This is a genomic window from Burkholderia sp. COPS (assembly GCF_019425585.1).
Taxonomy (GTDB): Bacteria; Pseudomonadota; Gammaproteobacteria; order Burkholderiales; family Burkholderiaceae; genus Burkholderia; species Burkholderia cepacia.
In genome coordinates, this window is sequence record NZ_WIXR01000022.1 from 33657 (window position 1) to 58643 (window position 24987).

24 protein-coding genes and 1 tRNA gene are annotated in these 24987 nt (G+C 65.6%); 13 read left to right on the forward strand and 12 right to left on the reverse strand.

Annotated elements, in window-relative coordinates; genetic code table 11:
- Nucleotides 1-32: 32 nt before the first annotated feature.
- From coaE to FOZ70_RS20985, 7 genes are all read right to left on the reverse strand, one after another.
- A complete protein-coding gene (coaE, locus tag FOZ70_RS20955) occupies nt 33-641 on the reverse strand; it encodes a dephospho-CoA kinase (RefSeq protein ID WP_059484638.1) in 609 nt (202 codons plus the stop codon).
- 1 nt (nt 642) lies between these two features.
- Nucleotides 643-1554, reverse strand: coding sequence for an A24 family peptidase (locus tag FOZ70_RS20960; RefSeq protein WP_060131190.1), 912 nt, complete (start codon nt 1552-1554; stop codon nt 643-645).
- A 46-nt stretch (nt 1555-1600) separates the two neighbouring features.
- Nucleotides 1601-2812, reverse strand: coding sequence for a type II secretion system F family protein (locus tag FOZ70_RS20965; RefSeq protein WP_219706631.1), 1212 nt, complete (start codon nt 2810-2812; stop codon nt 1601-1603).
- Nucleotides 2809-4086 (reverse strand): ATPase, T2SS/T4P/T4SS family, encoded by a 1278-nt coding sequence (locus FOZ70_RS20970; RefSeq protein WP_021159897.1) that lies wholly within the window; start codon nt 4084-4086, stop codon nt 2809-2811. The genes FOZ70_RS20965 and FOZ70_RS20970 overlap by 4 nt, the downstream gene beginning before the upstream one ends.
- 83 nt (nt 4087-4169) lie before the next feature.
- Nucleotides 4170-5462: an HlyC/CorC family transporter gene (locus FOZ70_RS20975; protein WP_060072261.1), complete on the reverse strand. Its 1293-nt coding sequence runs from the start codon at nt 5460-5462 to the stop codon at nt 4170-4172.
- A 141-nt stretch (nt 5463-5603) separates the two neighbouring features.
- Nucleotides 5604-5680: transfer RNA gene (locus FOZ70_RS20980), tRNA-Pro, on the reverse strand.
- 177 nt (nt 5681-5857) lie between these two features.
- Complete coding sequence (locus FOZ70_RS20985; protein ID WP_042975355.1) at nt 5858-6853, reverse strand: polyprenyl synthetase family protein; 996 nt, start codon at nt 6851-6853, stop codon at nt 5858-5860.
- Between the two features lie 210 nt (nt 6854-7063).
- On the opposite strand from FOZ70_RS20985, the gene rplU reads away from it, so the two are divergent.
- From rplU to proB, 4 genes are all read left to right on the forward strand, one after another.
- A complete protein-coding gene (rplU, locus tag FOZ70_RS20990) occupies nt 7064-7375 on the forward strand; it encodes a 50S ribosomal protein L21 (RefSeq protein WP_006025184.1) in 312 nt (103 codons plus the stop codon).
- A 24-nt stretch (nt 7376-7399) separates the two neighbouring features.
- On the forward strand, nt 7400-7663 hold the full coding sequence (gene rpmA / locus FOZ70_RS20995) for a 50S ribosomal protein L27 (protein WP_006476999.1): 264 nt from the start codon (nt 7400-7402) through the stop codon (nt 7661-7663).
- A gap of 188 nt (nt 7664-7851) precedes the next feature.
- The gene (gene obgE / locus FOZ70_RS21000; RefSeq protein ID WP_042975354.1) at nt 7852-8964 is read left to right on the forward strand and encodes a GTPase ObgE; all 1113 of its coding nucleotides are present in this window, start codon (nt 7852-7854) and stop codon (nt 8962-8964) included.
- 90 nt (nt 8965-9054) lie between these two features.
- On the forward strand, nt 9055-10173 hold the full coding sequence (gene proB, locus FOZ70_RS21005; protein ID WP_042975353.1) for a glutamate 5-kinase: 1119 nt from the start codon (nt 9055-9057) through the stop codon (nt 10171-10173).
- A gap of 104 nt (nt 10174-10277) precedes the next feature.
- On the opposite strand, the gene FOZ70_RS21010 is transcribed toward proB, so the two are convergent.
- Nucleotides 10278-10886, reverse strand: a complete 609-nt coding sequence (locus FOZ70_RS21010; protein WP_034195819.1) for a CNP1-like family protein — start codon at nt 10884-10886, stop codon at nt 10278-10280.
- A 13-nt stretch (nt 10887-10899) separates the two neighbouring features.
- Nucleotides 10900-11547, reverse strand: a complete 648-nt coding sequence (locus tag FOZ70_RS21015; protein ID WP_175894442.1) for an RNA pyrophosphohydrolase — start codon at nt 11545-11547, stop codon at nt 10900-10902.
- A 228-nt stretch (nt 11548-11775) separates the two neighbouring features.
- Between FOZ70_RS21015 and FOZ70_RS21020 the strand changes: the two genes are divergently transcribed.
- Nucleotides 11776-13512 (forward strand): proline--tRNA ligase, encoded by a 1737-nt coding sequence (locus tag FOZ70_RS21020; protein ID WP_219706632.1) that lies wholly within the window; start codon nt 11776-11778, stop codon nt 13510-13512.
- Nucleotides 13513-13533: 21 nt separating this feature from the next.
- Nucleotides 13534-14136, forward strand: a complete 603-nt coding sequence (locus FOZ70_RS21025) for a MarC family protein (RefSeq protein WP_009688453.1) — start codon at nt 13534-13536, stop codon at nt 14134-14136.
- Nucleotides 14137-14215: 79 nt separating this feature from the next.
- Here the strand turns inward: FOZ70_RS21025 and FOZ70_RS21030 are convergent, their stop codons facing one another.
- Both FOZ70_RS21030 and ffh read right to left on the reverse strand, forming a co-directional pair.
- Nucleotides 14216-14767, reverse strand: a complete 552-nt coding sequence (locus FOZ70_RS21030; protein WP_021159891.1) for a hypoxanthine-guanine phosphoribosyltransferase — start codon at nt 14765-14767, stop codon at nt 14216-14218.
- A gap of 94 nt (nt 14768-14861) precedes the next feature.
- Nucleotides 14862-16229: a signal recognition particle protein gene (gene ffh, locus FOZ70_RS21035; RefSeq protein ID WP_021159890.1), complete on the reverse strand. Its 1368-nt coding sequence runs from the start codon at nt 16227-16229 to the stop codon at nt 14862-14864.
- 89 nt (nt 16230-16318) lie between these two features.
- On the opposite strand from ffh, the gene ccsA reads away from it, so the two are divergent.
- The 7 genes from ccsA (at nt 16319) to FOZ70_RS21070 (ending at nt 24259) form a co-directional block, all read left to right on the forward strand.
- On the forward strand, nt 16319-17212 hold the full coding sequence (gene ccsA / locus FOZ70_RS21040) for a cytochrome c biogenesis protein CcsA (protein ID WP_027788432.1): 894 nt from the start codon (nt 16319-16321) through the stop codon (nt 17210-17212).
- A 13-nt stretch (nt 17213-17225) separates the two neighbouring features.
- On the forward strand, nt 17226-17546 hold the full coding sequence (locus FOZ70_RS21045; protein ID WP_059493393.1) for a PP0621 family protein: 321 nt from the start codon (nt 17226-17228) through the stop codon (nt 17544-17546).
- Nucleotides 17543-18133: a 1,6-anhydro-N-acetylmuramyl-L-alanine amidase AmpD gene (ampD, locus tag FOZ70_RS21050; protein WP_021161899.1), complete on the forward strand. Its 591-nt coding sequence runs from the start codon at nt 17543-17545 to the stop codon at nt 18131-18133. Before FOZ70_RS21045 ends, ampD begins: the two co-directional genes overlap by 4 nt.
- A 451-nt stretch (nt 18134-18584) precedes the next feature.
- On the forward strand, nt 18585-21575 hold the full coding sequence (locus tag FOZ70_RS21055) for a ribonucleoside-diphosphate reductase subunit alpha (protein ID WP_021161897.1): 2991 nt from the start codon (nt 18585-18587) through the stop codon (nt 21573-21575).
- A 365-nt stretch (nt 21576-21940) separates the two neighbouring features.
- Entirely contained in the window at nt 21941-23152 is a 1212-nt protein-coding gene (locus FOZ70_RS21060) for a ribonucleotide-diphosphate reductase subunit beta (protein WP_014898151.1), read from the forward strand.
- Nucleotides 23153-23235: 83 nt separating this feature from the next.
- The gene (locus tag FOZ70_RS21065; RefSeq protein WP_219706633.1) at nt 23236-23562 is read left to right on the forward strand and encodes a hypothetical protein; all 327 of its coding nucleotides are present in this window, start codon (nt 23236-23238) and stop codon (nt 23560-23562) included.
- Between the two features lie 28 nt (nt 23563-23590).
- Entirely contained in the window at nt 23591-24259 is a 669-nt protein-coding gene (locus FOZ70_RS21070) for a histone H1-like DNA-binding protein (RefSeq protein WP_021161894.1), read from the forward strand.
- A 235-nt stretch (nt 24260-24494) separates the two neighbouring features.
- On the opposite strand, the gene FOZ70_RS21075 is transcribed toward FOZ70_RS21070, so the two are convergent.
- Complete coding sequence (locus FOZ70_RS21075; protein ID WP_021161893.1) at nt 24495-24968, reverse strand: glycine zipper 2TM domain-containing protein; 474 nt, start codon at nt 24966-24968, stop codon at nt 24495-24497.
- Nucleotides 24969-24987: the final 19 nt, after the last annotated feature.

Sequence of the window (24987 nt, forward strand, 5' to 3'; positions counted from 1 at the left end):
ATTTCGTACACCATCACGATCGCGCGCGAGGCTCAGTGCGCAGCGAGCGCGAACCCGAGATAGCGTTGGTGCAGTGCATCGACCTGCGCGGCGAGCGCATCGGGCGTCGTCGCGTCGTTGACGATGACGTCGTCGGCCGCCGCGAGGCGGGCCTCCCGCGACGCCTGCCGCGCGATGATCGCCTCGACCTGCTCGCGCGTGAAGCCGTTGCGCTGCATCACGCGTGCGATCTGCGTTTCGACCGGACAGTCGACGACGAGCACGCGATCGCAGCGCGCCTTCCAGTTGCCGGATTCGACGAGCAGCGGCACGACGAACATCACGTATGGGCCCTGCGCTTCGCGCGCCTCACGATCGGTCTCCGCCCGGATCAGCGGGTGCGTGATCGCTTCGAGGCGCCGGCGCGCGTCGTCGTCGCTGAAGATCAGTGCGCGCATCTGCGCGCGGTCGAGCGAGCCGTCGGCAGCAACGAAGCCGCGGCCGAATGCCTGTTCGATCGCGGGCATCGCGAGGCCGCCCGGCGCGGTGATGCGATGGGCGATCAGATCGGTATCGACCAGCGATGCGCCTCGGGCGGCAAACAGGTCGGCGACGGTCGTCTTGCCGCTGCCGATGCCGCCGGTGAGTCCAATTGCGAACATGTCAGCCTCCGAGCGCCGAATAGAAAGGGGTGCCGAAAAACAGCGTCGCGACACCGCCTGCCGCGAGGAACGGGCCGAACGGAATCGGCTCCTCGAAGCGCATGCGACCGCGCCAGGTCGCGACGAGCCCGACGACTGCGCCCGTCACCGCGGCGAACAGCACGACCTGCGGCAGTGCGGCCCAGCCCATCCATGCGCCGAGCGCGGCGAGCAGTTTCAGGTCGCCGAAACCGATGCCCTCGATGCCGCGCAGCCATTTGAACAGCCAGTAGACCGACCACAGGAACAGGTAGCCGGCCATGGCCCCGATCACGGCCGAGCGCAGCGATGTGAACGTGCCGCCGAGGTTCAGCACGAGCCCGGCCCAGAGGAGCGGCAGCGTCATCGAGTCGGGCAGGTAGCCTGTGCGGATATCGATCGCGCTCATCGCGAGCAGCGCGGCGCACAGCGCGAACGCGGCGAGCGCGGCGACGGTCGGGCCGAATGCCGCGAGCGAGCCGGCGGCGAGCAGCGCGCATGCGAGTTCGACGAGCGGATAACGGATGCCGATCGCGTGGCCGCAGCGTCGGCAGCGTCCGCGCAGGATCAGGTAGCTGACGAGCGGGATGTTTTCCCATGCGCGCAGCACGTGGCCGCAATGCGGGCAAGCGCTGCGCGGGCGCCACAGATCGTAGCGCGGCGGGTAGCCGTCTTCGTGCGTGGCACTCGTGTTGCCGGTCGCTTCGTCGATCTCGGCCTGCCATGCGCGCTGCATCATCACGGGCAGCCGGTGCACGACCACGTTCAGGAAGCTGCCGACGCACAGGCCGATGACGACCGCGAACGCGTACTGCAGCGCGGGCGGCAGCATCGCCAGCGCGAGCAGCGTGCTCTCGGGCGAATCGGTAACGGCGGACAAGGGCGCTGGCGTCATGAGGCTCAAGGTTCGGACTTAAAAGGCGACAGAATCGGTTGCGATGCTACACCACGTTGCCGAGCTGAAGGATGGGCAGGTACATCGCGATCACGAGGCCGCCGACGAGTGCGCCCAGTACGATCACGATCAGCGGCTCGCCGAGCGCGGCGAGCGTATCGAGATGCGCGTCGAGCTGGCGCTCGCACAGCGCGGCGATGTCGGCGAGCATCGTGTCGAGCGCACCGGTCTCCTCGGCGACGGCGATCGGCTGCACGACGTCGTCCGGAAAGCAGCCGGCCGACTGCATCGCGTCCGCGAGACGCGCGCCGCGCAGCACGTGGGCGGCGATGTGGACGGTAGCGCGCTCGAACACGGGATGGCCGGCCGTGCGTTCGAGCGTGGCGAAGGCGTCTGCGAGCGGCACGCCGGCGCCGAGCAGCGTCGCCAGCGATCGGCACCAGCGCGCGGCCGCGAACCGGCTCATCGCGCTCCCCGCGAGCGGGACGTGCAGCAGGCGCCGCGCGACGGCGCGGCGCAGTGGCGCCGACAGCCGTAGCGCGCGATGGGCGGCCAGCGCGGCTGCCGCCGTACCGGCAACCAGCACACCGCCCCACGCCGACAGTGCCGAGGACAACGCGAGCAGCGCACGGGTCGGTGCCGGCAGCGCGGCGCCGAAACCGTCGAAGATCTGGCGGAACGTCGGTACGACCCACACCATCAACGCGGCCGAGATCGCGAGCCCGAACAGGATGACGGCCGCCGGATAGGCAAGCGCGGCCCGCAGCTTGCGCCATTGCGCGTCGGCGCGCTCGCGGTGCTCCGCGACCCGGGTCAGCACGACGCCGAGCGAGCCTGACGCTTCGCCGACCTCGATCAGCTGGCGATACAGTGTGCCGAACTGCGCCGGATAGCGTGCGAGTGCATCGGCGAAGCGATGGCCGCCGACGATCTCGCGTGCGAGACCGGCGGCGATGCGCGGCAGGCCGTCGCGTGGCCGCGTGCGCGCGAGCATCTCGAGCGACGGCGCGAGCGGCAACCCGGCCTGCAGGAGGCTCGCGAGCTGGCGCGTGAAGCGCGTGACGTCCCGCGTGCCGGCCGTTGGCGGCCGGGCCGGCCCGCGGATGTCGAGCGACAGGACTGCGATGCCGTCGCGTGCGAGCGCGGCGCGTGCACTCGCGGCGTCGAACGCGATGATGATCCCGCGGCGTGGCGTGCCGTCGCGATGGCGGCCGCGCCATGCGAAGCGGCTTTCGCGCGGCGTTGTGCGCATGCTCATGCCGCAGGTGTCGCGGCGATGGCTTCCGCGATGCTCGTCGTGCCGTCCCGGACGCGCGCGAACGCCGCGTCGCGCAAACTGCGCACGCCTTCGGCCGCCGCGCATTGCGCGAGTTCGCCGACGCTTGCCCGGGCGACGATGCGTTCCGCCAGCCGGGGCGATACCGGCATCGTCTGATGCAGGCCGATGCGGCCGCGATAGCCGATGCCGTGACAGGCCGAACAGCCTCGCGCGACGAACGGCCGCCATCCTGCGGCGAGAGCAGCCGGGTCGCAGCCCGCATCGTGCAATACGGGCACCGGTGCGTCCGAGTGCATGCGGCAGGTAGTGCACAGCCGCCGCACGAGGCGCTGCGCGGTGACGAGGTGCAGCGCGGCCGCGAGGTTGTATGGAGCGACCCCGATGTCGAGCAGCCGCGCGACGGCGGCCGGCGCGTCGTTCGTGTGCAGCGTCGACAGCACAAGATGGCCGGTCTGCGCGGCCTTGATCGCGACGTCGGCCGTCTCCGCATCGCGAATCTCGCCGACCATGATGATGTCCGGATCTTGCCGCAGCAGCGCGCGCAGTGCCGTCGCGAACGTGAGCCCCGCCTTTTCGGCGACGCCGACCTGGCTGATGCCGTCGAGCTGGATCTCGGCGGGATCCTCCACCGTGCAGACGTTGTGCGCGTCGCGATCGAGCATCTGCAGCGCGCAGTAGAGCGACAGCGTCTTGCCGCTGCCGGTCGGGCCCGTGACGAGCACGAGGCCATGCGGTGCGCGTATCGCGGCTTCCATCGCGGCCGCCTGTTGCGCGTCGAAGCCGAGACGGGCGAGCGTGAGGTCGGTCGGCAGGGTTTCGAGGCGCCGCAGCACGAGTTTTTCACCGAACAACGTCGGCAGCGAACTGACGCGGTAGTCGCCGCGCGTACCACCGTCGATCGCGATGCGCAGCCTGCCGTCCTGCGGGAGCCGTCGCTCGGCGATGTCCATGCGTGCGAGCACCTTGATCCGCGTGACGAGCGCGTCGCGCAGATGAAGAGGTGGCCGCGCATGTTCGTGCAGCACGCCGTCGATGCGCAGGCGGATGCGCCAGCCGGCTTCGAACGGTTCGACGTGGATGTCGGATGCGTCGCGCACGCGTGCCGCGTGAAGCGTGTCCGTCAGCAGCCGCACGGCCGGCGCGTCGTCGAGCTGGGCCGCGTCGAGCGCGCGCGGTGCGGTGACGGGCGTTGCATCGGAATGAGCGGGCGGCGGCTGCGTGCGCAGCGGCGCCCCGGGAGGAGTGAAATGCATGTGAGCCGGCACGCTGGCCGCCAGTTGACCGTGACCAGCAGATGGTCGCGCGTCGCGGGCGGCGCCGGCAGTCGGCCGTTCGGCTAACGCGCGGCGGCGCGTGCGGTGCGCGAGCCGCGCGGCTTGAAGAGCTTGACGGTGCGCACGGCCTGATCGTCGCTGCGCATCACCTCGAGCATCACGTCGCCGATTTTCAGGCACACGTCGTCTTCCGGAATTTCCTCGAGGATTTCGAGGACCAGTCCGTTCAGCGTCTTCGGCCCGTCGGTCGGCAGCTTCAGGTGCAGCCAGCGATTCAGTTCGCGCAGCGGCATGCTGGCCGACACGATGCATTCGCCGTTCTCGTCCCAGCCGCCCGCGCGTTCGCTGCGCGGCATCGATGTCGTGAATTCGCCGATCAGCTCCTCGATGATGTCTTCGGGCGTGACGAGCCCTTCGAGTTCGCCGTACTCGTTGACGACGAGCGCGGTCCGCTGCCGCGTTTCCTGGAAAAACTGGAGCTGCTGGACCACCGGCGTGCCCGACGGCACGTAGTACGGCTCGGCGAGCAGCGTGCGCAGCGTCTCGCGGTCGAACTCCTGGTTGTGCAGCGCGGTCAGCGTCTTGCGGACGTGCAGCACGCCGAGCACCTTGTCGATGTCGCCTTCGTAGACGACAAGCCGGTTGTGATAGCAGGTTTCGAGCTGGTGCAGGACGTCGTCGAGCGGCGCGTAGAAGTTGAGCGACTCGATCTGGCGGCGCGGCACCATCACGTCGTCGACCGTGATGTTCTCGAGGTCGAACAGGTTGAGCAGGATGCTGCGGTGCTTGGTCGGCATGAAACTGCTCGACTCGAGTACGATGGCCCGCAGCTCGTCGGCCGACATCCGCTGGTCGCGGCCCTTCTTCGTGTTGATGCGCAGCACCCACAGCACGCCGTTCGCGAGTGCGTTGACGAACCAGACGACCGGCTTGAACACGCGCATCAGCGGCGCGATCACGAGGCTCGCGGGCAGTGCGATGCGTTCGGGGAACGTCGCGCCGACGATCTTCGGCGCGATTTCGGCGAACACGATGATCAGGAACGCGACGATGCCGGTCGCGATCGACAGCGCGAGGTTGTTGCGGCCGAACGTATGGAGCGCGAGCGACGTCGTCAGGACCGGGATGATCGTGTTGAACAGGTTGTTGCCGATCAGGATCACGCTGAGCAGCAGGTCAGTGCGCGTCAGCAACCCCTGCGTGGTTTTCGCGCCGAGCGCACCCTGGCTGGCGAGATGCTTCAGCCGATGGCGATTGAGCGCCATCATCGCGGTCTCGGAAATGGAAAAGAAGCTGGAACAGAGGAGAAGCAGGAAGACGGCGCCGATTTGCGCCCATAAGGGAATTTGGTCCACGCGTTGGAAGGAGCAGTGAAGGACAGGGATGGGGGAAATATAGCAGAGGCCGGCGACCGTGATGTGTCGTGCGCGACACGACGAGCCGCGGCGGCCGGACGAAAAAAAACCGTGCACATGGTGCACGGTTTTTTCAAAATCTGGTCGGGGTGAGAGGATTCGAACCTCCGGCCTCTACGTCCCGAACGTAGCGCTCTACCAGGCTAAGCTACACCCCGATTTGTACTCTTCCGATTTCGCCGTCTTCTTCAAGACCGCTGCGTCGTCAAGCAAGAACATAACTATAACGACGTTTCTTCAAGAAGGGAAGCCCTTGGAGAAAAAATTTTTCGAGACAGGTGATTTTCCCGTGTCGAACATGTGTCGCAGCCGTGGCGGCGACACACGACATGCAATCAGGACTGCCGCGACGTCGAGTAAGAGCACAGCGCGAGCAGGCTCTCCTTGTAGATCGAATCGGGGAATGCGGCGATCGCGGCCGCTGCCGCCTGCGCTTCCTGGCGCGCGCATTCGAGCGTGTGATCCAGTGCGCCCGAGCGCGTGATCGCTTCGAAAATCGTGTCGAAGCGATCGGTGCCGCCCTGTTCGATCGCCTCGCGTGCCAGCGCTGCCTGCTCGGGCGTGCCGCGCTCGATCAGATAGATGAGCGGCAGCGTCGGCTTGCCTTCGCGGAGGTCGTCGCCGGCATTCTTGCCCATTGCCTCGACGGTGCCCGCGTAGTCGAGCCAGTCGTCCATGATCTGGAATGCGGTGCCGATCCGGCGGCCGTATTCGGCGGCGGCGGCCTCGGTCGGCGCATCGGCGCCCGCGAGCACCGCGCCGAGGCGTGCCGATGCCTCGAACAGCTTGGCCGTCTTGTAGCGGATCACCTGCATGTAGCGCGCTTCGTCGACGTCCGCGTCGTGCATGTTGAGGAGCTGCAGCACCTCGCCTTCGGAAATGATCGTCGTCGCTTCGGACAGGATCTCCATCACGCGCATCTTGCCGACGCCGACCATCATCTCGAACGAGCGCGAATAGAGGTAGTCGCCTACCAGCACGCTCGCCGCGTTGCCGAACAGCGCATTGGCGGTCTGGCGGCCGCGGCGCAGCTCGGATTCGTCGACGACGTCGTCGTGCAGCAGCGTGGCCGTGTGGATGAACTCGACGACGGCGGCCAGCACGTGCCGCTGGTGCGACGTCTCGCCGAGTGCACCGGCGACGAGCAGCAGCAACGCCGGGCGCAGCCGCTTGCCGCCCGCGCCGATGATGTACTCGGCGATCTGGTTGATCAACAGCACGTCGGACGCGAGGCTTTGCCGGATAACGCGATTCACCTGCTCCATGTCGCTGGTGATCGGAGCGAGCAGGTGGGCGGCGCTGAGGGTGGGGGAGGCGGTGGACGACGACATGATGATGGAATTGGGTGATGCCGCGGATTATAAGTCGAATCCGAGATATCCCGGTCTGTCACACGTGCCGCAGCCGCGAATTTGGCCGTTCGGCCGAGGCTCGCGCGTGGCGATCGTCGATCGGTTTTGACTTCGGTGCTAACCCCATGTATAATCACATGTTTTCCGCGCGTGGTGTGCGGAAAAATTGGATCCAGAGTGAGGTTCTCAATGTACGCGGTCATAAAAACCGGCGGCAAGCAGTACAAGGTTGCCGTTGGCGAAAAACTCAAAGTAGAACAGATACCGGCTGACATTGACGCTGAAATCACGCTCGACCAGGTTCTCGCAGTGGGCGAAGGCGAATCGATTAAGTTCGGTACGCCGCTGGTCAGTGGGGCTTCCGTCAAGGCCACCGTTGTGTCGCACGGTCGTCATGCCAAGGTCACCATCTTCAAGATGCGTCGCCGGAAGCACTACCAAAAGCACGGCGGCCACCGCCAGAACTACACTGAGCTGCGCATCGACGCGATCAACGCGTAAGCGCCTCGGTAAAGGAGCAATCAGATGGCACACAAAAAGGCAGGCGGCTCTTCCCGGAACGGCCGCGACTCCGAGTCGAAACGTCTCGGCGTGAAAGTGTACGGCGGCCAGGCAATCAATGCCGGCGGCATCATCGTGCGTCAGCGCGGTACGCGCATGCACGCAGGCGAGAACGTCGGCATGGGCAAGGATCACACCCTGTTCGCGCTGGTCGACGGTCACGTCAAGTTCGCGACGAAGGGCGCGGACAAGAAGCATCTGGTCATCGTCGTCCCGGCGGCTGCCTAAGTTCAGGCACCCACGGGCTTCGTAGCCGAAAGGCCCCGCAGTCTTCGCGGGGCCTTTTTTTATTTGGCCGCCGGGCGCGTGCGCGTTCCGGCGACCGTTGCGCAACCGGCGTACGATCGGCCGAACGGCAGATTGTTCAAGCGTGCCGGCGCGCGGCACAATAGCGGAAATACTGGGCGGAGTGACGAATGAAGTTCATTGACGAAGCACGAATCGAAGTCATCGCCGGCGACGGAGGCGATGGCAGTGCGTCGATGCGCCGCGAGAAATTCGTCCCGTTCGGCGGGCCGGACGGCGGCGACGGCGGTCGGGGCGGTAGCGTGTACGCGATCGCCGACCGCAACATCAACACGCTGATCGACTACCGTTACGCGAAGAAGCATCTGGCGCGCAACGGCGAAAACGGGCGAGGCTCGGATTGCTACGGCAAGGGTGGCGACGACGTCACGCTGCGCATGCCGGTGGGCACGATCATCAGCGACATGGATACCGGCGAGCTGATCGCCGACCTGACCGAGCACGACCAGCAGGTGATGCTTGCGCAGGGCGGTGCCGGCGGGCTCGGCAACCTGCATTTCAAGTCGAGCACGAACCGCGCGCCGCGCCAGAAGACGGACGGCAAGCCCGGCGAACGTCGCATGCTGAAGCTCGAGCTGAAGGTGCTCGCCGATGTCGGCCTGCTCGGCATGCCGAACGCAGGCAAGTCGACGTTCATCTCGTCGGTGTCGAATGCGCGGCCGAAGATCGCCGACTACCCGTTCACGACGCTTGCGCCGAATCTCGGCGTGGTGCGGGTCGGCCCGAGCAAGAGCTTCGTGATCGCCGACATCCCGGGGCTGATCGAGGGTGCCGCCGAAGGCGCGGGCCTCGGCCATCAGTTTCTGCGCCATCTGCAGCGCACCGGCGTGCTGCTGCATCTGGTCGATCTCGCGCCGTTCGACGAAAGCGTCGATCCGGTTGCCGAAGCGACGGCGATCGTCGGCGAGCTGCGCAAATACGACGAGGCGCTCTACGAGAAGCCGCGCTGGCTCGTGCTCAACAAGCTCGACATGGTGCCGGAAGACGAGCGCAAGGCGCGCGTCGCGGATTTCCTCGAGCGCTTCGAGTGGGACGGCCCGGTGTTCGAGATTTCGGCACTGACGGGCCAGGGCTGTGAAGCACTGTGCTACGCGATCTACGACTACCTCTCCGAACATTCGGACGCGCATCGCGCGGCGGAGGCGGAAGATCTCGCGGCGGACGTGCGTTTCCGCGACGCGCCGCCTGCGAAGGGCGAGGCCGCGCCGGGCGACGACGCCTGAGTGGTTCCGGAGCGCGCCGGGCGTGCCGCCCGGCGTCGGCGCTCGATCGCGCCCGGCCGGGCATGCATCAGATACAGGAGACAGTGCAGGATGCGTTCGATCATCGCGGATTCGAAGCGATTGGTGGTGAAGGTGGGCTCCAGCCTCGTGACCAACGACGGCAAGGGGCTCGATCATGCTGCAATCGGCCGCTGGGCGGCCCAGATCGCCGCGTTGCGCGCCCAGGGCAAGGAAGTCGTGCTCGTCAGCTCGGGCGCGATTGCCGAAGGGATGCAGCGGCTCGGCTGGAGCAAGCGGCCGCGGGAAATCGACGAGTTGCAGGCGGCGGCCGCGGTCGGCCAGATGGGGCTTGCGCAGGTCTACGAGAGCCGCTTCACCGAGCACGACATCCGCACCGCGCAGATCCTGCTGACGCATGCCGACCTGGCGGATCGCGAGCGCTACCTGAATGCGCGATCGACGCTGCTGACGCTGTTGCGGCTCGGCGTCGTGCCGATCATCAACGAGAACGACACGGTCGTCACCGATGAAATCAAGTTCGGCGACAACGACACGCTCGGCGCGCTCGTTGCAAACCTGATCGAAGGCGATGCGCTGATCATCCTGACCGACCAGTCGGGGCTGTTTACGGCCGATCCGCGCAAGGATCCGAGCGCGACGCTCGTCGCGGAAGCGAATGCGGGCGCGCCGGAACTCGAGGCGATGGCGGGCGGTGCGGGCTCGAGCCTTGGCCGCGGCGGGATGCTGACGAAGATTCTCGCGGCGAAGCGCGCGGCGCACAGCGGTGCAAATACGGTAATCGCGAGCGGCCGGGAGTCCGACGTGCTCGTGCGTCTGGCGGCCGGCGAGGCGATCGGCACGCAACTGATCGCACGTACCGCGCGGATGGCGGCGCGCAAGCAGTGGATGGCCGACCACCTGCAGGTGCGCGGCCATGTCGTGATCGATGCGGGCGCGGTCGAGAAACTGACGGCCGGCGGCAAGAGCCTGCTGCCGATCGGCGTGATCGACGTACAGGGTGCGTTCGCGCGCGGCGAAGTCATCGCGTGTGTCGGCCCCGACGGGCGCGAAGTGGCGCGCGGGCTCACGAACTACAGCAGCGCGGAGACGAAACTGATTCACCGCAAGCCGAGCGGCGAGATCGAATCCGTGCTCGGCTACATGCTGGAGCCCGAACTGATCCATCGCGACAATCTGGTGCTGGTGTGATCATTTGCGTTGCCGGTTCAGGCCGTCAAATGAAAAAGCCCGCGTGATGCGGGCTTTTTCATGCAGCGGACGGCAGAGAGTGCGGCGGCGGGCGCCGCGCGCCATCAGCGCAACTGGCTCATCGCGGTACGGTGAAACCGGATGTTCTCCAGGATCTGCCGGGTCGAGCCTTGCGGCATCTTGTTCGCGCAGAAGTAATCCTGATACAGCGCCGAGTGGTAGGCATTCAGCTCGCCGTTCTCGATGCGCTGCCAATCGTTCTCGACCGTGCGATCCCAGCCGTCGTGGTCCGAATTCAGGCCGGCATACTGGCGCCATTCATAGGTGTCGCAGCGGATGCCCTCGTAGTTGACGTTGCGCGCGCCGGCCGGGCTCGTGACGACGACCGCGTAGCGCACGACGCCGTCGGTGCCGACCGCGAGCGACTTCGCATCGACGAAGAACTTGAGCGGCGTGTTCTGCGATACGTTGAACGGCAGCAGGTCGCTCGCCTGCGGCAGCGGCGGCAGCGAGTCGACCGTGTTTTCCTTCCAGGTTCCCTGGCGGTCCAGCAGATACACGAACTCGCTGTCATCCTTGTTGGTCGGTGTCTTCGAATTCGCGCAACCTGCCAGCGTGGCCACCGCGGCAATCGATGCGAGCGCGAGAGCAATCGCTTTCAATATGCATTCCTCGTAAAAAAAGGGCGCGACACCAAGGTCGCGCCCGGTCATGCAGTTCGATTCGTCATTTGCCGACGATCACGTGGGGCGGCATCTCGTCGAGCGTGCTCGCTTCCACTTCGATCTCCGAACAGACTACCGATGCGTCGACAATCGTCAGCGTCTGCTGGGCCTCTGCGCCAATGACGCGCGGATAGCGCGACAGACGCGGCCCACGCGGCTTCTCGGCTCGCTGCGCCGGGCGGCGCAGGAAGCGCGACAGTTCCGTCAGCGCCAACTGATAGACATCCCGCTTGAACTCGATCACCGCATCGAGCGGCACCCAGTACTCGTTCCAGCGCCACGCATCGAACTCCGGGTGGTCGGTCGCGCGCAAGCAAATGTCGCAATCGCGTCCGACCATCCGCAGCAGGAACCAGATCTGCTTCTGGCCGCGGTAATGACCGCGTACTTCGCGTTTGATGAACTTGTCAGGCACCTCATAACGCAACCAGTCGCGAGTGCGGCCGATTATCTTGACGTGTTCCGGATGCAGGCCCGTTTCCTCGTGCAGCTCCCGGTACATCGCCTGCATGGGGGTCTCGCCGTACTTGATCCCACCTTGAGGAAACTGCCAGGAATGCTCGCGGAGCCGCTTGCCCCAAAACACCTCGTTGCGCGCGTTCAAGAGGATGATGCCGACGTTCGGGCGAAAGCCTTCACGATCCAGCATACAACCACCTTCGAATCCTTTAAAATTGCTTTGATTATAAACAGATAAAGGGCGCTGCGCACCGTAGCGGAGCGAATCCGCGCGGGGTACACCGGCTGAATTGTCCCTGATTAGTCTGCTACGTCGTCTGCGCCATCGTCGTCCATTGCTGTTCGCCGCGCGCAGCTTTTTCACCTTGAAACTTTTTCGGGCGCCCCGCCTGGGGGCGCCGTTTTTGGAACCGTCCGCATGAAAGCTTCCCGTTTCTTTATCGGCACCCTGAAAGAAGCACCCGCCGACGCAGAGATCGTCAGCCACAAGCTGATGGTGCGCGCCGGCATGATCCGTCGCGTCGCCGGCGGTATCTATAACTACCTGCCGGTCGGCCTGCGTTCGATTCGCAAGGTCGAGGCGATCGTGCGCGAGGAAATGAACCGGGCGGGCGCCATCGAGCTGCTGATGCCGGCCGTGCAGCCGGCCGAGCTGTGGCAGGAATCGGGCCGCTGGGAACAGTACGGCCCCGAGCTGCTGCGCTTCAAGGACCGCAAGGACAACGACTTCGTGATCGGGCCGACGCACGAGGAAGTCATCACCGACATCGCGCGCAACCAGATCAAGAGTTACCGGCAGATGCCGGTGAACTTCTACCAGATCCAGACGAAGTTCCGCGACGAGATCCGTCCGCGCTTCGGCGTGATGCGCGGCCGCGAATTCATCATGAAAGACGCGTACTCGTTCGACAAGGATGCGGCCGGCCTGAACGAGTCGTATCGCAAGATGTACGAGGCGTACGTGCGCATCTTCACGCGTCTCGGCCTCGAGTTCCGCGCGGTCGCGGCCGACAGCGGCTCGATCGGCGGCAACTTCTCGCACGAATTCCACGTGATCGCCGACACGGGTGAGGACGCGATCGCGTACTGCCCGACGTCCGAGTTCGCGGCGAACGTCGAGGCGGCCGAAGCGCTGCCGCTGATCGCCGAACGCGCGGCGCCGGCCGAGGCGATGGCGAAGGTCGCGACGCCGGGCAAGGCGAAGTGCGAAGCCGTCGCCGAACTGCTGGCCATCCCGCTCGAGCGCACGATCAAGTCGATCGTGCTCGCGACCGACAACGAAGGCGCCGAGCCGACCATCTGGCTCGTGATGCTGCGCGGCGACCACGACCTGAACGAGATCAAGGTGTCGAAGCTGCCGGGCCTGAAGAACCACCGCTTCGCGACCGAGCAGGAAATCGTCGAGTGGTTCGGCACGCCGCCGGGCTACCTCGGCCCGGTCGGCACGAAGAAACCGGTGAAGGTGATCGCCGATCGCACGGTCGCGAACATGAGCGACTTCGTCGTCGGCGCGAACGAGGTCGACTATCACATCGCCGGCGTGAACTGGGGCCGCGACCTGCCGGAGCCGGACGTCGCCGACGTGCGCAACGTGAAGAAGGGCGACCCGTCGCCGGACGGCAAGGGCGTGATCGACATCTGCCGCGGCATCGAGGTCGGCCACGTGTTCCAGCTCGGCACCAAGTATTCGGAAGCGATGGGCGCGACGTTCCTCGACGAGTCGGGCAAGCCGCAGCCGATGCTGATGGGCTGCTACGGCGTCGGCGTCACGCGCATTCTCGGCGCGGCGATCGAACAGAACTTCGACGACCGCGGCATCATCTGGCCCGAATCGATCGCGCCGTTCGAAGTCGTGCTGTGCCCGATGGGCTATGACCGCAGCGACATGGTGCGCGAGACCGCCGACAAGCTGTATGCGGAACTCGCCGCGGCCGGCATCGACGTGATCCTCGACGATCGCGGCGAGCGCCCGGGCGTGATGTTCGCCGACTGGGAGCTGATCGGCGTGCCGCATCGTCTCGTGATCGGCGAGCGCGGCCTGAAGGAAGGCAAGATCGAGTATCAGGGCCGCCGCGACGCCGAAGCGACGCTGCTGCCGGCCGACGCGGCTGCGGCGACGGTCGTGGAGAAGATCCGCGCCGCGCTCGCGCGCTAAGCACACCGACCGGGGAACGCGGTGGAATACACCTTCCTGTCGGCCACCGTGCTCCTGGTGCTGATCACCGATCCGCTCGGCAACATCCCGCTGTTCATTTCGGCCATGCGGGATGTGCCGCGCGAGCGGCGCGTGAAGCTGATCCTGCGTGAAGTGGGGATCGCGTTCGTGATCCTGCTGTTCTTCATGCTGGTCGGCGACCGCTTCCTGCGGATGATGAGCCTCACCGACCTGTCGTTGCGGCTCGGCGGCGGGATCGTGCTGTTCCTGATCGCGCTGCGGATGATCTTCCCGCATCCGGACGGCGCACTCGGCAACGATCCGCGCGCGGGCGGCGAGCCGTTCATCGTGCCGCTCGCGATTCCTGCGCTCGCCGGGCCGTCGGCGCTCGCGACGGTGATGCTGCTGACGTCGCAGGGGCCCGGCAAGATGCTCGAGTGGGTCGGCGCGCTGACGGTCACGATGATCGTCTGCGCGGTGACGCTGGTGCTGGCCGAGCGGATCCAGCAATGGATCGGCGAACGGACCGTCGCGGCGTTCGAGCGGTTGATGGGCCTCGTGCTCGTCGCGATTTCGGTCGAGATGATGCTGGGCGGCATCCGCGCATTCGTGCACCAGCTGTAGGCGGCGCATGCCCACAAAAAAGCGGCGCTCCGGGAAACCGGAGCGCCGCTTTTTATTTATATAGTGCGGAGCGGGGCGCTCAGACGTTCGTGGTCAGCGCGCGGATCGTCGGCAGGTTGCGCCAGTAGCCCTTCGCATCCATCCCGCAGCCGAACACGTAGCGATCCGGCACCGCGAAGCCGCAGAAGTCGGGGTGCAGCGGCTTTGCCTTCGCGAGCGTCTTCTCGCACAGCACGGCCGACATGAAGCGCTTCGCGCCCATGTCGAGGATGCGGTCGCGGATCGCGGCCATCGTCTCGCCTTCGTCGAGGATGTCGTCGAGCACGAGCACGATCCGGTCTTTCACCGATTCGCGCGGCGCGACGCGCCAGTGCATTTCCGGGCTGCCCTGCGTCGTGTTGCGGTAGCGGGTCAGATGGATGTAGTCGAATTCGAGCGGGAAATCGAGATGCGGCAGCAGCATCCCGGTAAACACCGCGGCGCCGCCCATCACCGAGAGAACGAGCGGGAACGCATCGCCGATCTCGGCGCGGATCGCGTCGGCCATCCGGGAGATCGACGCATTGACGGCGTCGGCCGAGACGATCTCTTCGGAGTGGTTGAAAATGTGGAGGGCTTCTTCGCGGTTCATGTGTTCTGGCGGGCAGTCGGTATACAAATAAGAATGAAGCAGAACGGCCGGCGCGCGCTACAGCAAAAACCCGCGCGCCGGCCGATCGGCGGAATCAGCGCATGCCGGGCATCATGCCCTTCAGGCCGCGCATCATCTTCTGCATGTTGCCGCCCTTCAGCTTCTTCATCATCGTACGCATCTGGTCGTACTGGTTCAGCATCCGGTTGACTTCCTGCACCGGCACGCCCGCGCCGGCTGCAATGCGGCGCTTGCGCGTCGCCTTGATGATCTCGGGTTTCGCACGCTCGGCGGGCGTCATCGAGCTGATGATGCCTTCCATCCGGCGGATCGACTTCTCGGCCTGGCCCATGTCGGCGCCGGCCGCCGCCTGCTGGAACTGCGCCGGAAGCTTATCCATCAGCGACGACAGGCCGCCCATGTTCTTCATCTGCGAGATCTGCGCGCGGAAATCGTTCAGGTCGAAGTCGCCGCCTTTCTTGACCTTGTCGGCGAGCTTCTGCGCGGCCTGCACGTCGACGCCGCGCTGCGCCTCCTCGACGAGGGCGAGGATGTCGCCCATGCCGAGAATCCGGTTTGCCATCCGGTCGGGGTGGAACACCTCGAGACCGTCGAGCTTCTCGGCCACGCCGACGAACTTGATCGGCTTGCCCGTGACGTGACGCACCGACAACGCGGCGCCGCCGCGCGAATCGCCGTCGAGCTTGGTCAGCACGACGCCGGTGAGCGGCAGCGTGTCGTTGAACGCCTTCGCGGTGTTGACCGCGTCCTGGCCGAGCATCGCGTCGACGACGAACAGCGTTTCGGCCGGCTTCAGCGTGCCGTGCAGCGCGGCGATTTCCTGCATCATCGCCTCGTCGATACCGAGGCGGCCGGCCGTATCGACGATCAGCACGTCATGGTAGTGGCGCTTCGCCCAGTCGACGGCCGCGACTGCGATGTCGACGGGCTTCTGATCCGGCGTGGACGGGAAGAAGTCGGCGCCGACCTGTTCGCTCACCGTTTTCAGCTGCATGATTGCGGCCGGGCGATACACGTCGCACGACACGGTCAGCACCTTCTTCTTGTACTTCTCGCGCAGCAGCTTCGCGAGCTTGCCGGCGGTCGTGGTCTTGCCCGCGCCCTGCAGGCCGGCCATCAGGATCACCGCGGGCGGCGTGACCGCGAGGTTCAGCTCGGCGGCCTTGCCTTCGTAGTCGCCGCCGATCACGGCGGTCAGTTCCTTCTGGACCACGCCGACGAGCGCCTGACCCGGCGACAGGCTGCTGATCACTTCTTCGCCGAGCGCCTTTTCCTTGACCTTGGCGATGAATTCGCGGACGACCGGCAGCGAAACGTCGGCCTCCAGCAGCGCGAGACGCACCTCGCGGAGCATCTCCTGCGTGTTCGCCTCGGTAAGCCGGGCCTCGCCGCGCAGCGTCTTGACGACGCGCGCCATCCGTTGAGTGAGATTGTCGAGCATGGGGAGCGATGGACAGTGGGGCCCGAAGGCGCGGCGGAACCGAACAAAGGGAGCCGTCGCGGGAAGGGGGCCTAGTGTAAACTTCGAACATGGATATTGTACTGTATGCCCTCACCGCATTCCTGTACGGCGGCCTTGCCGTCGCAGGCTGGCGCACGCACCGCCAGGGCGCGACGCCGCTCGTCGCGAGCGTGCCGGCCGTGCCGGTTCCCGCGTCCGCCGCGTCCGGGATGAGCGGGGCCGGCCGCGCGCTGCTGTTCGCCGCGCTCGTCGCGCACGGCGTGCTGCTCCATACGACCATCTTCCCGCACGACGCGATGGTGTTCGGCTTCGCGTTCGCGCTGTCCGCGATGTTCTGGCTCGGCGCCGGCATCTACTGGATCGAGAGCTTCTTCTTCCCGCTCGACAGCCTGCGGCTGCTCGTGCTGCCGCTCGCGTGCGGTGCGTCGCTGCTGCCGCTCGTGTTCGGCGGCGTGCGGGTGCTTCCTTATGCCGCAGCGCCGCTGTTCAAGCTGCACTTCCTGATCGCGAACATCGCGTACGGGCTGTTTGCGATCGCCGCGCTGCACGCGATCCTGATGCTGATGGTCGAGCGGCGCCTGCAGTCGCTGAGGAGCGGCGGACGCGACGGCTCGACGGGCTGGATCGCGAGCTGGCTCGAGACGCTGCCGCCGCTGCTCACGCTCGAGAAGCTGCTGTTTCGCCTGATCGGCGCCGGCTTCGTGCTGCTCACGCTGACGCTCGCGTCGGGCATCCTGTTCAGCGAACAGGTCGACGCGCGCGCGCTGCGGCTCGACCACAAGACCGTATTCGCGATCCTGTCGTGGCTGATGTTCGGCGGCCTGCTGGTCGCCCGCAAGACGTCGGGCTGGCGTGGCCGCGGTGCTGCGCGCTGGGTGCTCGTGTCGTTCGCCGCGCTGCTGCTCGCGTATGTCGGCAGCCGGTTCGTTTTCGAGGTGCTGCTGCACCGTTCCGTGGTTTGAACGCAGGTTTCCGATGCGACAGATTCTTCTCCTGATCCTTCTCTTCTTCGCGGGTTCGTGGCTCGCGCGCAAGCTGCGCCAGGCGCAGGAGCACGCGCAGGCGCGCACCGGCCGCGGCGCCGGTTACGACGGCGCGCCCGGCACCGGCGGCCCCGGGGCTGCGCGGCCGAACGGCGCCGCCGCCCGCTCGCTGCCCGAGCCGATGGTGCGCTGCGCCGAATGCGGCGTGCATGCGCCGAAGGGCGATGCCGTCGTCGCGGGCGGCGAATACTTCTGCAGCACCGAGCACGCGCAGCGCCACGGCGCACGCGCGAGCGGCCACGACGCCCGATGAACGACGCAGCACGACTGTCGGTCGATGCACACGGCTGGGTGCGTGAAGCGCGTCACGCGCCGTCGCCGAATTACGAGGTGCGGCCCGCGGGCGCGGTGCCGACGCTCGTCGTCGTCCACAACATCAGCTTGCCGCCCGGCGAGTTCGGCGGCGACGCGATCGAGGCGCTGTTCCTGAATCGCCTCGACTGCGATGCGCACCCTTATTACCAGAGCCACCTGCGCGGCGTGCGCGTGTCCGCGCACTTCCTGATCCGCCGCAGCGGCGAACTCGTGCAGTTCGTGTCGTGCGACGAGCGCGCGTGGCACGCGGGCTCGTCCGAATTCTTCGGCCGGCCGCGCTGCAACGACTTCTCCATCGGCATCGAGCTCGAGGGCGCGGACGACGTGCCGTTCGACGACGCGCAGTACGCGACGCTCGCCGCACTCTCCCGCGCGCTCGCCGCACGCTACCCGGTCGACGCATTCGCGGGGCATTCGGACGTCGCGCCGGGCCGCAAGACCGACCCGGGCCCGCATTTCGATTGGCAACGCTTCGCGAGCGATGCCGGGTTTTCCGCCGAATACTTTCCTTTCCGTCAGCACTGATCGCGGGGTTTTTTGACCGGAGAAAGTTTTTTCTCCGACCAATGCCTTGTCGTGTCTGCGCGTGAGCGATGTCAAGACCTCCACCGCAAATTATCCGTTTGGACGTCCTCCGAATGTCCACTATACTTGGTGCCAGTTGAGCGGTTCTGCACTAGATATAGTGTGTGTCGCAGGGGAAACCCGAGCGGCACCGGCCGGCGGCCAACGCCGGCGGACAGGGTTCTCAGGGCGGCGCGTCAGGCCGGGCGGTCCAGGCGTCGCGATCAGCGCAGCGAACTTCGACGGGGCAGGGGATACATGACGAAGCACACGACCGGCTCGGTTGTCGCGCATCGACCGAACCGGCTTCCCCGGCGCATCGCTCGCCTCTTACCGCTCGCGCACCGCGTTGCGCAGCGTTCGTTTTAATCCGCGGTTCTCTCCGCACCATCCAACACCAGGAGCTTTGCACATGCAAACCACCGACAACGCGACGTCCCAGTACGAGAGCGCCTCGAGCCGTCCGCTCGGCGGGACCGAACAGGGCGCGAAGGCGCTCGCGCCGCAGGCCACGTTCGCCGACTACAAGGTGATCCGCCGCAACGGCAGCGTCGTATCGTTCGAACCTTCGAAGATCGCGATCGCGGTGACCAAGGCTTTCCTGGCCGTCAACGGCGGGCAGGGCGCGGCTTCGGCGCGCGTGCGCGAGCAGGTCGAACAGCTGACGCACAACGTCGTGCGCGCGCTCGTGCGCAGCCGCCCGAACGGCGGTACGTTCCATATCGAAGACATCCAGGACCAGGTCGAACTCGCGCTGATGCGCGGCGGCGAGCACAACGTCGCGCGTGCGTACGTGCTGTATCGCGAGAAGCGTCACCTCGAGCGCCAGCATGCGGGCGAGGAAGCAGCGGCAGCGGGCGGCGAGTCGAGCACCGGCATCAACGTCGTCGACAACGGCGTCACGCGTCCGCTCGACCTGAACGCGCTGCGCGCGCTGATCGTGTCGGCATGCGACGGCCTCGGCGCTGCGGTTAACCCTGACCCGATCGTCGCCGAAACGGTGAAGAACCTGTACGACGGCGTGCCGATGAGCCAGGTCTACGACTCGGCGATCCTCGCGGCGCGCACGATGATCGAGAAGGACCCGGCATACAGCCAGGTCACGGCCCGCATCCTGCTGCACACGATCCGTCGCGAGATCCTCGGCGAGGAAGTCGTCCAGGCCGAGATGCCGGCCCGTTACGCGGAGTACTTCCCGCAGTTCCTGAAGCGCGGCGTCGACGCCGGCCTGCTCGACGACAAGCTGCTGCAGTTCGACCTGAAGCGCCTCGGCGAAGCGCTCGACGCGAACCGCGACCTGCAGTTCGGCTACCTCGGCCTGCAGACGCTGTACGACCGTTACTTCCTGCACGTCGACGGCACCCGCATCGAAATGCCGCAGGCATTCTTCATGCGCGTCGCGATGGGCCTGTCGCTGAACGAGATCGACCGCGAAACGCGCGCGATTGAGTTCTACAACGTGCTGTCGAGCTTCGACTTCATGAGCTCGACGCCGACGCTGTTCAACTCGGGCACGCACCGCTCGCAGCTGTCGTCGTGCTACCTGACGACGGTCGCGGACGATCTCGACGGCATCTATGAAGCGCTGAAGGAAAACGCACTGCTGTCGAAGTTCGCCGGCGGCCTGGGCAACGACTGGACGCGCGTGCGTGCACTCGGCTCGCATATCAAGGGCACGAACGGCAAGTCGCAAGGCGTGGTCCCGTTCCTGAAGGTCGTGAACGACACGGCCGTCGCGGTCAACCAGGGCGGCAAGCGCAAGGGCGCGGTCTGCGCGTACCTCGAATCGTGGCACCTCGACATCGAGGAATTCCTCGAACTGCGCAAGAACACCGGCGACGACCGCCGCCGTACGCACGACATGAACACGGCGAACTGGATTCCCGACCTGTTCATGAAGCGCGTGATGGAAGGCGCCGACTGGACGCTGTTCTCGCCGTCGACCTGCCCGGACCTGCACGACAAGTTCGGCGCCGATTTCGAGAAGGCTTACACGGCTTACGAAGAGAAGGTCGCGCGCGGCGAGATCAAGCTGTTCAAGAAGATCCCGGCGCAGCAACTCTGGCGCAAGATGCTCGGCATGCTGTTCGAGACGGGCCACCCGTGGATCACGTTCAAGGATCCGTGCAACGTGCGCTCGCCGCAGCAGCACGTCGGCGTCGTCCACTCGTCGAACCTGTGCACGGAAATCACGCTGAACACGAGCGACACCGAAATCGCGGTGTGCAACCTCGGTTCGGTGAACCTCGTCGCCCACCTGGTGAAGCAGGCCGACGGCAGCTACGCGCTCGACCACGAGAAGCTGAAGCGCACGATCAGCGTCGCGATGCGCATGCTCGACAACGTGATCGACATCAACTACTACGCGGTGCCGAAGGCGCGTAACTCGAACCTGAAGCACCGTCCGGTCGGCATGGGCATCATGGGCTTCCAGGACTGCCTGCACCTGCTGCGCACGCCGTACGCGTCGGAAGCGGCGGTCGAGTTCGCCGATCGTTCGATGGAAGCGGTCTGCTACTACGCGTACTACGCGTCGACCGAGCTGGCCGAAGAGCGCGGCCGCTACTCGAGCTACCGCGGCTCGCTGTGGGATCGCGGCATCCTCCCGCAGGACACGCTGAAGCTGCTGACGGAAGCGCGCGGCGGCTACGTCGAGGTCGACACCTCGGAGTCGCTCGACTGGACGTCGCTGCGTTCGCGGATCGCCGCACACGGCATGCGCAACTCGAACTGCGTCGCGATCGCGCCGACGGCGACGATCTCGAACATCATCGGCGTGTCGGCCTGTATCGAGCCGACCTTCCAGAACCTGTACGTGAAGTCGAACCTGTCGGGCGAATTCACGGTGGTCAACGAGTACCTCGTCCGCGACCTGAAGGAACGCGGCTTGTGGGACGAAGTGATGGTCGCTGACCTGAAGTACTTCGACGGCATGCTGTCGCGCATCGACCGCATCCCGGCCGACCTGCGCGCGATCTACGCGACCGCGTTCGAAGTCGACCCGACGTGGCTGGTCGAAGCGGCATCGCGTCGCCAGAAGTGGATCGACCAGGCGCAGTCGCTGAACATCTACATGGGCGGCGCGTCGGGCAAGAAGCTCGACGAGGTCTACAAGCTCGCATGGTTGCGCGGCCTGAAGACGACCTACTACCTCCGCACGATGGCGGCGACGCACGTCGAGAAGTCGACGGTCGCGCACGGCGCACTGAACGCAGTGCCGACCGGCGGCTCGAGCAGCGGCGGCGCGCAAGGCGCAGCGGGCGGCTTTGGTGCGGCGGGCGGCGATGCGTCGTCGGGCGCGGTCAACGCAGCGCCGGCACTCGCGCCGGTCGAGGCGGATGGTCCGGTGTGCACGATGCGTCCGGGCGATCCCGGCTTCGACGAATGCGAAGCGTGCCAGTAACGCAGTGCGCCTGACCTGAGAAGCAGGCAAGGGCGGCGCACATGACGACCGATCGAGGTTGAAGTGTGCGCCGCTCTCAACTAAAAAAATGATAAGGAATCTGTAACGCGGCACCTGCGTTGCAGGCAGTGACAAGCGATCGAAACATCCCCGACGACGTCGCGTTTCGATCAGCGTTCGATGCGTCGAGCGCACCTCGCGATACACGCGCGACTCACATCGCGCGCTGCATGAATGACGATGCGTTGCTCAAAGTGTTGTATCGAGGTCGCAACGCGAATCGAAAAAAGGATTTTTCGTGAGCGAACCCTTTTATCGCTCAGGAAAAGATGGTACAAACCGTTCTAAATTGATGGTGAGAATTTATGCTCAACTGGGATGACGAGAAGACTGCCGTAACCCCCGCGAGCGGAGCGCAGCAAAACGCAATGCGCACCTCCGCCGGGATGGCTGTCGGAATGCAGGCTGCAACGCCTGCCGCCCATCAGGTCCGTGACATTTTCGAAGGCGATCTTGCGGTGCCGCCGCAAGCATCGGCTGTTCCCGCCGGCGGTTCGGAAGCGCGGGTCAATGTCGCCGACAAGCGCATCATCAACGGCCAGACTGACGTGAATCAGCTGGTGCCGTTCAAGTACAAGTGGGCGTGGGAAAAGTATCTGGCCGGTTGCGCGAACCACTGGATGCCGCAGGAAATCAACATGTCCCGCGACATCGCACTGTGGAAGGACCCGAACGGTCTGACCGAGGACGAGCGCCGCATCGTGAAGCGCAACCTCGGCTTCTTCGTGACGGCCGATTCGCTCGCGGCGAACAACATCGTGCTCGGCACGTACCGCCACATCACGGCGCCCGAGTGCCGGCAGTTCCTGCTGCGTCAGGCGTTCGAGGAAGCGATCCACACGCACGCGTACCAATATATTGTCGAATCGCTCGGTCTCGACGAAGGCGAGATCTTCAACGCGTACCACGAGGTCACGTCGATCCGCGCGAAGGACGAATTCCTGATCCCGTTCATCCACACGCTGACGGATCCGGCCTTCAAGACCGGCACGCTCGAAGCGGACCAGAAGCTGCTGAAGTCGCTGATCGTGTTTGCCTGCATCATGGAAGGCCTGTTCTTCTATGTTGGGTTCACGCAGATCCTCGCGCTCGGCCGCCAGAACAAGATGACGGGTGCTGCAGAGCAATATCAGTACATCCTGCGCGACGAGTCGATGCACTGCAATTTCGGCATCGACCTGATCAACCAGATCAAGCTCGAGAACCCGCATCTCTGGACCGCGGAATTCCGCGCCGAGATCCGCGAGCTGTTCAAGCAGGCTGTCGAACTCGAATACCGCTACGCCGAAGACACGATGCCGCGCGGCGTGCTGGGTTTGAACGCGTCGATGTTCAAGAGCTACCTGCGCTTCATCAGCAACCGCCGTTGCCAGCAGATCGGCCTCGATCCGCTGTACCCGAACGAGGAAAACCCGTTCCCGTGGATGAGCGAGATGATCGACCTGAAGAAGGAACGCAACTTCTTCGAGACGCGTGTGATCGAGTATCAGACGGGCGGTGCGCTGTCCTGGGAATAACCCGCAGCAGCGAACCCGTCACATGATGTGAGCAGCCGGTGGCCTCTCGGCCCCGGCCCAAGGTTTAGGAGCAAGAACGCCTGATGCAAAGCATGCCCGGTGCCTTAACGGCCCAACTACACGACAGGCACTTTGCGAACCCTTCAGTGGGATGGGCAAACTTCCCTCCGGAAAAAGCGGACGGCCGTGTGGCGGTCCGCTTGATCAAGCGATTAGGGGTAGCGGCGCGAGGTGCGCCGGCTACCGACTTGATTTGGCGCGCGAGGCCGGGTGGTCACGCGCGCCATACCGTATTCATTAGCGTAAGCGCGTGGTATCCGCGTACGCCGATGAATAGCCCGCTTCGAAGCGCACGTCCTGAACAGCGTCCGCGGGAAGCGGGTTTTGACGAAGGGTGTAGTTTGAACTGACTCTCATCTGAACCTGAAGGAGAACAACATGGCTACCGCCAAGAAGAAACCGGCTGCTAAGAAAGTTGCTGCCAAGAAGACCGTTGCGAAGAAGGCTGCTGCTCCGGCGAAGAAGGCTGCTGCAGTGAAGAAGGTTGCTGCGAAGAAGGTCGCGGTGAAGAAGGTTGCCGCGAAGAAGGCAGCACCGGCGAAGAAGGCCGCAGCGAAGAAGGTTGCAGCCAAGAAGGTCGCGGTGAAGAAGGTTGCCGCGAAGAAGGCAGCACCGGCGAAGAAGGCCGCAGCGAAGAAGGTTGCAGCCAAGAAAGTCGCAGTGAAGAAGGTTGCTGCGAAGAAGGCCGCACCGGCGAAGAAGGCTGCTGCGAAGAAGGCCGCACCGGCGAAGAAGGCTGCTGCGAAGAAGGCCGCGCCTGCTAAGAAGGCTGCTGCGAAGAAGGCCGCGCCTGCTAAGAAGGCTGCCGCGAAGAAGGCTGCGCCTGCTGCGAAGAAGGCTGCCGCTGCTCCTGCGAAGAAGGCCGCTGCTCCGGCGAAGAAGGCAGCTGCACCGGCCAAGAAGGCTGCAGCTCCGAAGAAGGCCGTCGTGAAGAAGGCTGCGCCGGCAACGACCGCGTCGACCGCATCGGTTGCGCCGGCATCGGGCGTGAAGACCGCGCTCAACCCGGCAGCGGCATGGCCGTTCCCGACCGGCAGCCGTCCGTAATCGAGGCTGACCCGTACCACCCGGACACTCACATGGTGTCCGTGGGTTGAGTAGCGCTACTCAATCAGTCCCGCCATCTGGCTCAGGTGGCGGGATTTTTTTCGTCCGTGTTTGCCGATGTGCCCGTATGCCGGCTGCCCGTATGCGGGCAGCGGCGAGTACGGACGAAAAAAAACGCATGTGCAGCTTCGCACATGCGTTCGACCGCGGCTTGCGCCGCGAGCTGAGGTACCTGTTAGTGCGTGACGCGCGTGACGCCGCCGCTCGACAGCAGTCGCACCCGCTCGCCGGCGCGGAACGCTTCGCCGCTTGCTGCCTGCGTGATCGAGCGCAGATCGCCGTTGTCGAGGCGCACGGTGATTTCGACACCGTTCGCCGTGCTGAGGTTTTCGCCGACTGCGTTGCCTGCGACCGCACCGACGAGACCGCCCGCGATCGCGGTCAGGATCGATCCCTTGCCGCCGCCGATCGCGCTGCCTGCCACCGCACCGAGTGCGCCGCCGCCGAGCGTGCCGATCGCACTGCCGCCGCCGTCGGACTGGATGCGCACTGCACGGACGCTTTCGACCGTGCCCATGCGAACCGTCTGTTCGCGCTGCGCCTGGCCGACGCTATAGACATCCGCCGAGCCCGGCGCGGTGAAGCAACCGGTGAGCGTCAGCGAGGCCGTCAGCATGGCCGCGAGCGTGAGGGTCTTTTTCGTCAACATCTTTGCTCTCCCACAATAT

Excerpts from the sequence above, each read along its gene's own strand:
- rpmA (WP_006476999.1), top strand. The coding sequence starts at position 7,400 with ATGGCACACAAAAAGGCAGGCGGCTCTTCCCGGAACGGCCGCGACTCC.
- rplU (WP_006025184.1), top strand. The coding sequence starts at position 7,064 with ATGTACGCGGTCATAAAAACCGGCGGCAAGCAGTACAAGGTTGCCGTT.
- FOZ70_RS21020 (WP_219706632.1), top strand. The coding sequence starts at position 11,776 with ATGAAAGCTTCCCGTTTCTTTATCGGCACCCTGAAAGAAGCACCCGCC.
- FOZ70_RS21010 (WP_034195819.1), bottom strand. The coding sequence starts at position 10,886 with ATGACCGGGCGCGACCTTGGTGTCGCGCCCTTTTTTTACGAGGAATGC.
- FOZ70_RS21015 (WP_175894442.1), bottom strand. The coding sequence starts at position 11,547 with ATGCTGGATCGTGAAGGCTTTCGCCCGAACGTCGGCATCATCCTCTTG.
- FOZ70_RS20960 (WP_060131190.1), bottom strand. The coding sequence starts at position 1,554 with ATGACGCCAGCGCCCTTGTCCGCCGTTACCGATTCGCCCGAGAGCACG.
- FOZ70_RS21060 (WP_014898151.1), top strand. The coding sequence starts at position 21,941 with ATGCTCAACTGGGATGACGAGAAGACTGCCGTAACCCCCGCGAGCGGA.
- FOZ70_RS21055 (WP_021161897.1), top strand. The coding sequence starts at position 18,585 with ATGCAAACCACCGACAACGCGACGTCCCAGTACGAGAGCGCCTCGAGC.
- FOZ70_RS21065 (WP_219706633.1), top strand. The coding sequence starts at position 23,236 with ATGCAAAGCATGCCCGGTGCCTTAACGGCCCAACTACACGACAGGCAC.
- ffh (WP_021159890.1), bottom strand. The coding sequence starts at position 16,229 with ATGCTCGACAATCTCACTCAACGGATGGCGCGCGTCGTCAAGACGCTG.
- ampD (WP_021161899.1), top strand. The coding sequence starts at position 17,543 with ATGAACGACGCAGCACGACTGTCGGTCGATGCACACGGCTGGGTGCGT.
- FOZ70_RS20985 (WP_042975355.1), bottom strand. The coding sequence starts at position 6,853 with ATGTCGTCGTCCACCGCCTCCCCCACCCTCAGCGCCGCCCACCTGCTC.
- proB (WP_042975353.1), top strand. The coding sequence starts at position 9,055 with ATGCGTTCGATCATCGCGGATTCGAAGCGATTGGTGGTGAAGGTGGGC.
- FOZ70_RS21070 (WP_021161894.1), top strand. The coding sequence starts at position 23,591 with ATGGCTACCGCCAAGAAGAAACCGGCTGCTAAGAAAGTTGCTGCCAAG.
- FOZ70_RS21045 (WP_059493393.1), top strand. The coding sequence starts at position 17,226 with ATGCGACAGATTCTTCTCCTGATCCTTCTCTTCTTCGCGGGTTCGTGG.
- FOZ70_RS21030 (WP_021159891.1), bottom strand. The coding sequence starts at position 14,767 with ATGAACCGCGAAGAAGCCCTCCACATTTTCAACCACTCCGAAGAGATC.
- FOZ70_RS21075 (WP_021161893.1), bottom strand. The coding sequence starts at position 24,968 with ATGTTGACGAAAAAGACCCTCACGCTCGCGGCCATGCTGACGGCCTCG.
- FOZ70_RS20970 (WP_021159897.1), bottom strand. The coding sequence starts at position 4,086 with ATGCATTTCACTCCTCCCGGGGCGCCGCTGCGCACGCAGCCGCCGCCC.
- ccsA (WP_027788432.1), top strand. The coding sequence starts at position 16,319 with ATGGATATTGTACTGTATGCCCTCACCGCATTCCTGTACGGCGGCCTT.
- obgE (WP_042975354.1), top strand. The coding sequence starts at position 7,852 with ATGAAGTTCATTGACGAAGCACGAATCGAAGTCATCGCCGGCGACGGA.
- coaE (WP_059484638.1), bottom strand. The coding sequence starts at position 641 with ATGTTCGCAATTGGACTCACCGGCGGCATCGGCAGCGGCAAGACGACC.
- FOZ70_RS20965 (WP_219706631.1), bottom strand. The coding sequence starts at position 2,812 with ATGAGCATGCGCACAACGCCGCGCGAAAGCCGCTTCGCATGGCGCGGC.